At 54.4% G+C, this 11371-nt stretch carries 14 protein-coding genes; 2 read left to right on the top strand and 12 right to left on the bottom strand.

What is annotated here, in order from left to right; genetic code table 11:
* Positions 1-44: 44 nt before the first annotated feature.
* The gene (gene mak, locus ENTMO_RS0105710; protein ID WP_010428020.1) at positions 45-950 is read right to left on the bottom strand and encodes a fructokinase; all 906 of its coding nucleotides are present in this window, start codon (positions 948-950) and stop codon (positions 45-47) included.
* A gap of 123 nt (positions 951-1073) precedes the next feature.
* Here mak and rdgC point away from each other — a divergent pair, with 123 nt between their 5' ends.
* Entirely contained in the window at positions 1074-1988 is a 915-nt protein-coding gene (rdgC, locus tag ENTMO_RS0105705) for a recombination-associated protein RdgC (protein WP_010428018.1), read from the top strand.
* A gap of 48 nt (positions 1989-2036) precedes the next feature.
* Here rdgC and ppnP read toward each other — a convergent pair whose 3' ends face one another.
* The 5 genes from ppnP to ENTMO_RS0105680 form a co-directional block, all read right to left on the bottom strand.
* Positions 2037-2324: a pyrimidine/purine nucleoside phosphorylase gene (gene ppnP / locus ENTMO_RS0105700; RefSeq protein WP_010428016.1), complete on the bottom strand. Its 288-nt coding sequence runs from the start codon at positions 2322-2324 to the stop codon at positions 2037-2039.
* Positions 2325-2395: 71 nt separating this feature from the next.
* Positions 2396-3073: an AroM family protein gene (locus ENTMO_RS0105695; protein WP_010428013.1), complete on the bottom strand. Its 678-nt coding sequence runs from the start codon at positions 3071-3073 to the stop codon at positions 2396-2398.
* Between the two features lie 237 nt (positions 3074-3310).
* Positions 3311-3502: a protein YaiA gene (yaiA, locus tag ENTMO_RS0105690; protein WP_010428011.1), complete on the bottom strand. Its 192-nt coding sequence runs from the start codon at positions 3500-3502 to the stop codon at positions 3311-3313.
* A 44-nt stretch (positions 3503-3546) separates the two neighbouring features.
* Positions 3547-4071: a shikimate kinase AroL gene (gene aroL / locus ENTMO_RS0105685; RefSeq protein ID WP_010428008.1), complete on the bottom strand. Its 525-nt coding sequence runs from the start codon at positions 4069-4071 to the stop codon at positions 3547-3549.
* Positions 4072-4216: 145 nt separating this feature from the next.
* Positions 4217-4675: a YaiI/YqxD family protein gene (locus tag ENTMO_RS0105680; RefSeq protein ID WP_010428006.1), complete on the bottom strand. Its 459-nt coding sequence runs from the start codon at positions 4673-4675 to the stop codon at positions 4217-4219.
* Positions 4676-4780: 105 nt separating this feature from the next.
* Between ENTMO_RS0105680 and proC the strand changes: the two genes are divergently transcribed.
* Positions 4781-5590 carry a pyrroline-5-carboxylate reductase gene (gene proC, locus ENTMO_RS0105675; protein ID WP_010428003.1) on the top strand — a complete coding sequence of 270 codons (810 nt, stop codon included), beginning with the start codon at positions 4781-4783 and terminating at the stop codon, positions 5588-5590.
* 16 nt (positions 5591-5606) lie between these two features.
* Here the strand turns inward: proC and adrA are convergent, their stop codons facing one another.
* From adrA to ENTMO_RS0105645, 6 genes are all read right to left on the bottom strand, one after another.
* Complete coding sequence (gene adrA / locus ENTMO_RS0105670; RefSeq protein WP_010428001.1) at positions 5607-6710, bottom strand: diguanylate cyclase AdrA; 1104 nt, start codon at positions 6708-6710, stop codon at positions 5607-5609.
* A gap of 102 nt (positions 6711-6812) precedes the next feature.
* Positions 6813-7133: a phosphate starvation-inducible protein PsiF gene (gene psiF / locus ENTMO_RS0105665; RefSeq protein ID WP_010427999.1), complete on the bottom strand. Its 321-nt coding sequence runs from the start codon at positions 7131-7133 to the stop codon at positions 6813-6815.
* A gap of 92 nt (positions 7134-7225) precedes the next feature.
* Positions 7226-8641: an alkaline phosphatase gene (gene phoA, locus ENTMO_RS0105660; protein ID WP_010427996.1), complete on the bottom strand. Its 1416-nt coding sequence runs from the start codon at positions 8639-8641 to the stop codon at positions 7226-7228.
* 99 nt (positions 8642-8740) lie between these two features.
* A complete protein-coding gene (iraP, locus tag ENTMO_RS0105655) occupies positions 8741-9001 on the bottom strand; it encodes an anti-adapter protein IraP (protein ID WP_010427994.1) in 261 nt (86 codons plus the stop codon).
* 206 nt (positions 9002-9207) lie between these two features.
* The gene (locus ENTMO_RS0105650) at positions 9208-10422 is read right to left on the bottom strand and encodes a multidrug efflux MFS transporter (protein WP_010427992.1); all 1215 of its coding nucleotides are present in this window, start codon (positions 10420-10422) and stop codon (positions 9208-9210) included.
* Positions 10423-10591: 169 nt separating this feature from the next.
* The gene (locus tag ENTMO_RS0105645) at positions 10592-11275 is read right to left on the bottom strand and encodes an extensin-like domain-containing protein (RefSeq protein WP_010427990.1); all 684 of its coding nucleotides are present in this window, start codon (positions 11273-11275) and stop codon (positions 10592-10594) included.
* Positions 11276-11371 lie beyond the last annotated feature (96 nt).

The following is an 11371-nucleotide window of genomic DNA, read 5'->3' as shown; positions in this document are numbered from 1 at the left end:
TGCCCTCACCCTGGCCCTCTCCCACAGGGAGAGGGAAAAAACGTTTATTCTGGCCACAACCACGCCGCGCCGCGCACGCCGCTGGAATCCCCATGCACCGCTTTGCGGATCGGGGTTTCACACTCGCCGCCGAAGACCCACTGTTTCACCAGGTTCGGCACCGTGGCATACAGCCGGTCAACGTTGCTCATCCCACCGCCAAGCACGATCACATCCGGATCGAGAATGTTAACCACGTGCGCCAGCGATTTCGCCAGCCGCATTTCATACCGGCTAAGCGCCAGTTCTGCGACCGGATCCTGTTCTTCAACCAGACGCATAATCTCATTCCCCTTCAGCGGCTGCCCGCTCAGGCGATGGTAGTCCGTAGCAAACCCCGTACCGGAAATAAAGGTCTCGATACAGCCCTGCTTTCCGCAGTAGCACGGCACTTCCGCGCGATAGTTAAGTTCGTCTTCGTCCATCCACGGTAATGGATTATGCCCCCACTCGCCCGCCGTGCCGTTGCCACCAATGTGGGCGCGACCGCCGAAGGCCACACCCGCGCCGCAGCCCGTACCGATAATGACCGCAAAAACGGTCTGGGCGCCTGCAGCTGCACCGTCGATAGCTTCCGATACCGCCAGACAGTTGGCATCGTTAGCCAGACGCACATCGCGTTTAAGACGCGCGCTCAAATCTTTATCAAACGGCTGGCCGTTGAGCCACGTAGAGTTGGCGTTTTTCACCACGCCGGTGTACGGCGAGATCGACCCGGGGATCCCCATTCCAACGCTGCCCGTCTGCCCTGTTGCCTGCTCGGCCATCTCAACCAGCCGGGCAATCGTCTCGATAGTCTGGTGATAATCATCACGCGGCGTAGGCAAGCGGTGGCGAAACAGCTGTTCCCCCTGCTCGCTCAACGCAATCACTTCAGTTTTGGTGCCGCCTAAATCGATCCCAATACGCACAAGAGACTCCTCATTATTTTGATTATCAACAGAGTAGAAGCCGCCTACCCGATTAGCAATGCAAGCGATGCGACAATTCGTTATCATGCCCGCTGATTTAACGACAAGGCCGTGGAAATTATCATGCTGTGGTTCAAAAATTTGATGGTTTACCGTCTCAGCCGCGACGTTTCGCTGCGTGCAGAAGAGATGGAAAAACAGTTAGCCGCTTACACCTTTTCCCCTTGCGGTAGCCAGGATATGGCAAAAACCGGTTGGGTTCCGCCAATGGGTTCACAAAGCGATGCCCTGACCCACGCCAGCAGCACCGGTCAAATCATCGTTTGTGCGCGTAAAGAGGAAAAAATCCTCCCTACGCCGGTCGTCAAGCAGGCGCTCGAAGCGAAAATTTTCAAGCTGGAAGCCGAACAGGGCCGCAAGCTGAAAAAGACCGAAAAAGATTCGCTGAAAGACGAAGTGCTGCACTCCCTGCTGCCTCGCGCGTTTAGCCGCTTCAGCCAGACCATGATGTGGATCGACACCGTAAACGGGCTGATCATGGTGGACTGCGCCAGCGCCAAGAAAGCAGAAGACACGCTGGCCCTGCTGCGCAAAAGCATCGGCTCTTTACCGGTCGTTCCGCTGGCGCTGGAAACGCCGATTGAGCTGACGCTGACCGAGTGGGTACGCAGCGGGACTGCCGCGCAAGGTTTCCAGATCCTGGATGAAGCGGAGCTGAAAGCCCTGCTGGAAGATGGCGGTGTGATCCGCGCGAAAAAGCAGGATCTGGTGAGCGACGAGATCGCCGTACACATTGAAGCGGGCAAAGTCGTGACCAAGCTGGCACTCGACTGGCAGCAGCGCATTCAGTTCATGATGTGCGATGACGGCTCGGTGAAACGCCTCAAGTTCTGCGATGAGTTGCGCGATCAGAACGAAGATATCGACCGGGAAGATTATGCCCAGCGTTTTGACGCGGACTTCATCCTGATGACCGGCGAGCTGGCCGCGTTGATTCAGAATCTGGTGGAAGGTCTCGGCGGCGAAGCGCAGAGATAACAGACAAAACGTAGGCCGGGTAAGCGTTAACGCCACCCGGCTTATTTTTTATTTCAGATAGCGGCACAGATAAGAGGTAGGCTCAGCAACCTGCAGATGGAATTCACTGTGGGCAGGGACGTTGAATACTTGCCCGGCAGCGTAAACTTTCCATTCCGTTTCACCCGGCAGTAAGACGTTCAGCGCACCGCTAACAACCGTCATCTCTTCTGCTTCCGCAGTGCCAAAGGTATATGCCCCTTCCGCCATAACGCCGACACTGGCGCGGCCAGTGCTGCTGCTGGTAAAACCGATGGATTTCACTTTACCGGAAAAGTATTCGTTACTTTGAAGCATGAACTGGCCCTTATATTTATAGATAAAAATCCACTATAGGGGCCATGCTCATGGCCTGTCACGCAAAATCATTACACCAGTAATTCAGACGCCAGACGCGCCATCAGAACATTGGACAACAGCACCGGTATATCGAGTGCTTTTTGCAGTAAATCGCGATGGTGCTGAGGGAAGCCGAGGCAGTCCAGAATCAACACATCCGCGCCTCTCTCCATCAGCTCCCGTCCTGCGGCAATGAGCGCCGCTTCACTGTCCCAGAACGGATTAGCCAGCGCATACAGCGGGACTTTTTCCAGCACCTGCCATTTTGCCTCCTGGTTATCCATCAGTTCCTCGATGGGAACAATGACCCCCACCTGATGACCGTCGACAATCGAGGCCACCAGCGGCGGAATAATTCTCATCGGTTCCAGCAAAATCGCATTACGCGCAACCAGTCCTGTTATCGGTGCCGTGCTCATTAATAAAATGACGTCATAACCCTGATTATCGAGCACTTCAATAACACCCTGAAGCGCGCGCTCGATTTTCTGGCGTGACACATGCGCCAGTTTACCGTCACTTAATAACGTCGCGAGGGGATCTTCCCCTTCATCCACCGCGTAGTCTTCCATGACCTCTTCACGACTCATCTTACCCAACAGGCTAAGATGAGCGATCTGTTGCTCAGAGACATGCTCGGTTAAGAGCGGTAATACTTCGCTTACAGGGACCACACCAATAGTGAGGATCGCCAATGTCGCCTTCATTTTGATCGCCTTCCATTACTACCACAACCGTTACACAGGTACAGGCTCACTACGCTGCACCGTTCGTTTTTTCAACAAAACAGCACCAAGCGTAGCAGGGGATCTCTGCACCGAAATGTAAAGATCCCAGGCCCATGCCGAATCACCCTGTAATAACTAAATATTAACCCGTGCTTAACATTCACGATGCGTTAAAAATGTGATTCAGGCACGGTTTTGCGTGGTTTAGGAATTTAATCAGGACTTATCGGGATCTTCGTAACGCCGTTTCGCATCCAGCGCTTCTTGTTCGGTTTCATGTTCGCTGATCAGCGAATCGGGTTTGGGGTGATCGGCACGCAGCTGATACCAGGTCACGGTATGGTCGGCATGACCCTTTTCAACGGTAACAATGCGTGCTTCACGCGGATAGGGAGGTCTGGTTGGCATAGCTCATCCTTTTTTTATGTCTGAGCTATGAGTATAGACGGCAGTTAGCTGGCGCAGGCCAAACGAAGGGCGGTAATAATCTGAATAACAACCTCTTCAGGTGAAGCAGAGGCATCCACAACGTGGTGTGCCGCCTCGCGGTATAACGCATCGCGTTCCGCAAGCACCTCACTCACTTCTTCGCTGAGCGGCTTCGCGGTCAGCGCAGGACGCTGCCCCTCTTCCGGAAACGCTTCAAGACGTCCAACAAGGGTAGAGACCGCCGCGCAGAGATAAATCACAATCCCTTTTTCGCGCATAAACTGCCGGTTGTACTCCGCCAGGATAATGCCCCCACCCGTTGCAATGATAGTTGCAGGTGACGTTACCGCTTCCAGCGCGGCGGTTTCACGCGCGCGAAAGCTCTCCCAGCCCTCTTTTTCGACAATCTCTGCGATGGTTTGAGCCGCATGTTCCTGAAGCCAGTGATCGGTATCAACAAATTGACTCTGGCACACGCGCGCCAGTTCCAGGCCAACGGTGGTTTTCCCACAGCCTCGAGGGCCAACTAAAAAGATGGGTGGGTTCATAACCAGGTGTTTCCCCTTGATGCCGGAAGGCTGAAGACTGTAAAGAAATGATTGCAGAAGATGTTGCGTTTACTTTACTGCAAAGCGGTACGGGATGACAACCCTGTGGAGGCCACACTGTACCACATTTTGACAATGGTTATCATTACGCCGTGCGGCGCTTCACTTCCAGCAGCCATTTATCCAGCTCGGCAGCAAACTGCTGACGGTCACGCTGAGACAGGCTATCAGGCCCGCCAGTCTGCACGCCGCTGGCGCGCATGGTGTCCATAAAATCGCGCATGGTGAGCTTTTCGCGAATGGTCGACGGCGAATAACGTTCACCACGCGGGTTCAGCGCTGCCGCCCCTTTCTCCAGCACTTCTGCGGCCAGGGGGATATCCGCCGTGATCACTAAATCCTCGGCGCTGCACAGACGCACAATCTCGTTATCCGCCACATCGAACCCGGCCGGTACGCGCAAAGAGCGGATGAACCGGGAAGGCGGCACGCGGATATTCTGGTTCGCCACCAACGTTAATGGCATCTGCACGCGCTCGGCGGCGCGGAACAAAATCTCTTTAATCACATTCGGACAGGCATCCGCATCAACCCAAATCGCCATATTGTCACCCTTGTATCGCATTGACGGCTATTGTCGCCTGCTTTTCGTTGTTAAGCTATAAGCCTATCAATCAGAGATAACAACGCATAATAACGGAGAGACGTGATGGACAAGAAAATCGGGTTTATCGGCTGCGGTAACATGGGCAAAGCCATCCTGGGTGGCCTGATCGCCAGCGGGCAGGTACTGCCGGGACAGATTTGGGTCTATACCCCATCACCGGATAAAGTCGCGGCGTTGCATGATGAGTACGGTATGAACGCCGCCGAAAGCGCACAGGACGTCGCCCAGGTCGCGGATATCGTCTTTGGTGCCGTGAAGCCGAACATCATGATCAAAGTGCGGAGGGATATCACCTCCAGTCTGAATAAAGAGACGCTGGTGGTGTCCATTGCCGCCGGTGTGACGCTCGACCAGCTGGCTCGCGCGCTCGGTCACGACCGTAAAATCGTCCGCGCGATGCCAAATACCCCTTCTCTGGTGAACGCCGGGATGACATCTATCACCCCTAACGCGCTGGTCACCGCCGAAGACGTGGCGGATGTCCTGAACATTTTCCGCTGCTTCGGTGAGGCAGAAGTCATTTCTGAAGCGATGATCCATCCGGTTGTCGGCGTAAGCGGTTCGGCCCCCGCGTATGTCTTTATGTTTATTGAAGCGATGGCGGATGCTGCGGTGCTGGGCGGTATGCCGCGCGCGCAGGCGTATAAATTTGCCGCGCAGGCCGTCATGGGCTCAGCCAAAATGGTGCTGGAGACGGGTAAACATCCGGGTGAACTGAAGGATATGGTCTGCTCTCCGGGCGGCACAACGATTGAAGCCGTGCGCGTGCTGGAAGAGCGCGGATTCCGTGCTGCCGTCATCGAGGCGATGGCAAAATGCATGGAAAAATCAGAGAAGCTGAGTAAATCCTGATAAACAGAGCCGGGCGTCAGGCTGCCACTTCGGTGCGACCTCGTCCGGCATTTTTCGCTTTATAGAGGGCAACATCTGCTGCTTTTAACCATTCGCGGTAGTGTCCGAATTGCGGTCCCCAGGGGGCAACCCCGACGCTAATACGGATCCTTTCTGAAGGTGCTCCGGGTAGCGGCATGTTGACCAGACGTTCGTGTACACGGGACATCGCGGCAATAGCACTTTCCGCAGGCGTACCGGACATAATCACGGCAAATTCATCGCCACCAAAACGGCCAATAAAATCACACGAGCGTAGCGTCAACTGCAGCTGGCGGGTGATAGCCACTATCGCTTCATCGCCGACGTCATGGCCCCATGTATCGTTAATGCTCTTAAAGTGATCAATGTCGATGAGCAATATTGTCGCCGTTTGATGGCTGCGACGGCATTGCTCATATTCATTGCGTAAAAGCGTTTCCCAGTGGCGGCGATTGAACACCCCCGTCATCCCGTCGCGCGTGCTCATTAGCTCAAGCCGCCGTTTATGCTCAGCCAGCCGAACCGCCGTCCGGTGACTGACCCAGGCAAACAGCATCGGGTACAGTATCAGAACCGGTAGCGTCAGCCACCACTCCAGCGGCTCAGAGTAAAGCGTAATCATGCTGCCGTTCAGCTGCAGCGTGACCATAGCGGAAAACAAGGTAATGATAATACCGGCAATAAACAGCCGAAAACCGCCCGATCCCATCATATTCATGCCGATCATCATGATCAGCGCCGCCGTGGGCAGTGCATTCAGGCCCATCAGGCCAATCCAGACACCGGCGATGATTGCATCTACCTTCAGGTTAACGATTTCACTGCAAAACGGTTGGGATGAGCGGCAGGCAAGTTGCCAGGCGAGATGTGGCCAGACGAAGGCCCACCCCACCAACAATAACCACCAGCCGCCTGGGAGAAAATGGGTAACCAGCACACCCGCAATCGGGAAAAACATGGCTGCCAGCCCCACCACGCGCGCCAGCCGGATCCGCCGGCAGAATCGTATCCCGGAGCGGTGTGAGTCATCCTGAGAAAGATGTTTATTCCACTCTTCCTGAATGCTCTCTTTGTTGTAATAGATTTCATCATTCATCATTTTTGGGAATATTCTGAAACATTTTCCCAAATTATAGAGAGGGGGATTTCGGGGAAAGTATGAAATTTCGGGTGAGCCGCGACGGCAACTCACCCGTTAGAACTACACTTTTTTCTTCAGACAGGCGCTCATGAACTTACTGCGGTCATCCCCTTTCAGGGACTGCTCGGTTGCCTTCGCATTACACTCGCGCATTTTTTGCTGCTGCGGCGTCAGGCTTTTTTCATCCGGTTTCGAGGCACCGTTTTTAAGGCAGTCGCTCATGTAGGTCTTACGGGCATCGCCCTTCAGAGATTGCGAGGTCGCCTGTTGATTACAGGTTGTCATACGCTGCTGTTGGGGCGTTAAGGTCTTTTCTTCCGCATTGGCAGAAGCCATTAAGAACACGCCTGAGAGTAAGGTAACCAGTATTGTCGTTTTCATTGCACTATCCTTTATGTGAATTTCCACTCTAAGTCTGGTTCGTGACGGGGAAAATACCACCCGGCAGCCACGATTTCCGCCGGGTGACGAACTTATTTCAGCCCCAGCGCGGCCTTCATGGTGTAGAACAGATCGGTCTGGTCAGTCAAACCCACCACGTTCGCAGCATGTGGGCCGTACGCCGCGATGCGCAGCTGTGTGCCGGTATGTTCCATAGACTCTTCTTCAGAATTGCCATAGCTCATCACCATTACGGCACCGTCTTTGGTCGTCAGCGCCTGCGTCAGACCCGGTGCTTTGGTATCGGGAGGGATAATCTGGCTGGAATGCGCGTGGTCAGCGGTGACCACCACCAGCGTGTTACCGTCTTTCTTCGCAAACTCGAGCGCTTTTTGCACCGCTTCGTCGAGATCCACCGTTTCGCCAATCTGCCCGCACGGGTTCGCCGCGTGGTCTTGCTTATCGATTGACGCCCCTTCTACCTGCAGGAAGAAGCCTTTTTCGCTCTTGCTCAGAAGAGAGATGGCTTGGTCCGTCATCGCCGCCAGCGTAGGAACGCTGTCATTCCGTTTCGGGTTTGGCGTACAGGTCACCGCTGGCTTATCGATATTGCCGTGGTAAGAGGCTTTTGGCCCTTCCCAGCGCACCGGCATGTTGCCGTCAGAGAAAAGTCCCAGCAGCGGTTTGTCCTGGTTTGCTTCGGTAATCGCCGCCAGAGAAGCCGCATCGCTTACCAGCTGATAGCCGCGCGCCTGCGCCTGCTCGCGCAGCGTTTTACCCTGCCACTCACCGGCCGTCGCCGTTTCGGCAAAGGTTTTCGCCCCACCGCCCAGCGTCACGTCAGGGCGCGCGTTCAGCATCTGTTCTGTAATCGAGCCTTTACCGCCGTTTTCCAGCGCATTGGTCGGACATTTTTCGCGGGTCACCGACGGGCCATAGCATTTACGCGAGGTCACGTGCGACATCAACGCGGCCGGGGTGGCATCCTGAAGCTCAGCGGTAGAGACGTTGCCGGTTGCCAGCCCCGCCGCTTTCGCCATTTCCAGAATGGTTTGATGATCTTTCTCGTGAATATCGACGCCCAGCGCACCGTTATAGGTTTTCACACCGGTTGCCCACGCCGTTGCTGACGCGGCTGAATCCGTGACGTAATCCGGTTTACCGGTTTTTTTATCCAGCGAGTAATGGGTATATTGTCCCGTCAGAGGCAGCGCATCGATGCCTTTAAAATAGCCGCCCGCCCCTTCGGCATAATTTCTCGCCGCCGTAATTTCGGAATCCCCCATTCCGTCGCCAATCAGCAGAATAATATTTTTAGCAGGATTTTCATTCAGAGAAGCTCGAATGGCGGCAGTCTGATCCTCTGAGAGACGGCGCGCACCACCGGGCTGGGTGATATCTCCCTGCGCAGCACGATGTTCGAGGACGTTCATATTCGCGGTTTCAGCGTGAATAGCGGGGGCAAATAACAGTGGGATTAATGCGATAAAAAGCGCGCTCTGTTTCACTTTATTTTCTCCATGTACAAATACATAAAAATAAAAACAGAGCGACTATAGGCAACCGGCATGACATTTCTATGACAGCCCGTCACGCATTGTGACAGTTTAGCTGCGCGGATGCCTTAACAGCTTTTTTATGTATTGATGGAGCATTTCGGCGTCCTCAGGTGGAACCTGTGAATCAGGTTTGGCGTTGTCCAGCGCGCTTTCAATGCTGTCAATTAACGCCTGTTGATCCTGGGAAGCCATATGTCTGAGTAGCGCGGTGACGACTATTTCCAGCGCCTCAACCTGGGCGACCAATTCTTTCGACTCTTCTTCCTTTTGTGCAAGCTTAACCAACAACTCAGTAATGAGATTCTTCATGGTGCTATTTCCTTATGGGTTTTTCCTGAAATTAGCACTCTCAATGATTTATGCAAAGAGGAGAAAAGTATTATCTTATGCAAAAGTGACGTTACGTCAAAAATAGCGTAGCGCGCACCGCAGCGAAACGTTTTTCTATAACAACAGGCCGCTTTTTGTTATATAAAAAAGCGGCAGCCATAAAAATATATAATACATCCCCAGGGTTAACGGGCTCCTTTTGCCTCCGCTAATTGTCTGCGACGACGCAGTGCAATAGCCAGCTGGATAATATTTATCAACACCACCACTGCCGTCGCGGCAAATACCCAACGGAAACCGGCCATCGCGGAAACGGATGCACCAATAAGCGGACCGGCGACGTTGCCCAAATACATAAACGACTGGTTGTAACCAAAAATACGCCCGGTGACCTGGTCACTGGAATATTTCACCAGCAGTGTTTGCACGGCGGGCAACATGGCTCCATCGGCAAAACCAAGCAAGAAGCGTAGAACGCCAAGCTGAAGCGGGGTCGTTACGAACGACATAGCGAAAAAGAGTATGACCGCAAATATCAGCGTGGCCATCAGGATGCGCGCCGTGCCAATCCTGTCGCCCAGTTTGCCAAGCCGCGGCGCAGAGATCAGCGCCGACACGCCAGGCACCGCCGCAATCAACCCCGCGAGAAAGGCGATATTATTGCTGTCTGGCTCCATCGACTTGATAAACAGCGCCAGAATAGGCCCGACGGAACCATTACACAGCTGGATCACCATGGTGGTGACAAAAAGGCTGATCATCAGGCCAGGATAAGGCAGCGAGGCAAAGACCGCCCTGCCGCTCAGGCGTTCTGATTTGCTGACAACGGGACGGCCCCCTTCTTTGATCAGGAAAAGCGTCACCAGAAAACTGATCACCAGCAGTATCGCGGTGATGAAAAATACCGCGCGCAGCCCCACGTGATCCGCGAGGAAGCCCCCCAGCAGCGGACCGCCGATGACCCCGCTAATCTGCGCGGTAGAGAGCGTACTCAGCGCCCAGCCGCTACGTTCACGCGGCACCTGCGAGGCCACCAGCGCCATCGCGTTGGGAATATACCCGGAAGTCAGCCCCATGATTGCCCGCAGGATAAACAGCTGCCAGACGTTGGTGGCAAAGGCCTGAAGCAAAATGGCGATCGCCATACCGAGGGATGCACGCAGCAGCATCAGCTTGCGGCCTTTTCTGTCCGCCAGGCTGCCCCACATCGGCGAGACGATGGCCGAAACCAGAAACGTGACGCTGAACGTCAACCCTGACCACATAGAGAGGGCTTCATGGGAGGTCACCCCCAGCTGAGACACGTACAGCGGCAGAAAGGGTAAAATCTGGCTAATGGCCAGTCCGGTAAAGAAACAGCCGAACCAGACCGAGATGAGGTTAACTTTCCAGGATTCCATAACAGAAATAGTCTTCATTTTTAGGCGAATTCGCCGACAGATTAGCAAGTTACGCGCGTTGACGTCGCACCAGAGATGCGGCCTTGCTGACTTTGGTGTTTTATCTTCCCAGTCATCATATTTGTGAAACAAGTCACAAATTATCCACTTTCTGACGAAAGATTATGCTTCAGCGACACAGGCCAAAGCCGCGCATCCCAAGATGGAAATGATTAGCGTGGGCCGCGTTATATTCTGGCCCCAGACCGTTACCGTAATACCCACAGCTCGCCGCCAGCAGAGCCTGAAGCCACGGCTGAGTTTTAGCCGATGACCAGCCCCTCAGAATGGTGATCCGCTCACCGTTTGCCAGCCGAAATGCGCTGATGTCCAGCGCCTCTGCCGTGGCATGTTCACTGCGACGCGCATCCGGGCGGCCGTAAATATTACGACAGGCATAGCTTCCCAGATGGTCGATGCGCGTAAGCTCGCTGCCCATCCAGCTTTTCGTCAGCGGCCGGGCCTGCTGACTGACAAACAGTGCAGAGCTTAATGCCAGAGGGCAACTGGCCAGAAAACTGCTGTTCAGGCTGACCGGACCGAAGTTACTCACGCGCACCACGTTACTGAGCGGGCATGTTCCCGCGCTGTCAGCCACCGGCTGCGTGCGGATAAGCGCTCTTTGATTTGCTTCGGTTAACAGGCTTTCGCAGGCCTCCGGCGTTAAGCGCCGAAGCTTAAACTGGGTGATTTTTCCGGGAGGATCGTCAAGGGTAAGCGGCGTAAAAGGGTTGTAATGAGACGGCAACCAGCGGTAACCCGCCGTTGCAGCAGCCACAATAATGAAAACGGTTAGCAGACTTTTTCCTTTCACGCGCCCCCCATGATAACCCCAAAACATTATGGCAGAAGGCCGCGAAACCCGCAGGGCATCGTGGTATGTTATTGGCTTTTCGACAGACTGGAAGGG

It is taken from the genome of Enterobacter mori LMG 25706, from assembly GCF_000211415.1.
GTDB lineage: Bacteria > Pseudomonadota > Gammaproteobacteria > Enterobacterales > Enterobacteriaceae > Enterobacter > Enterobacter mori.
This window is presented reverse-complemented; position numbering and strand designations above follow the sequence as displayed.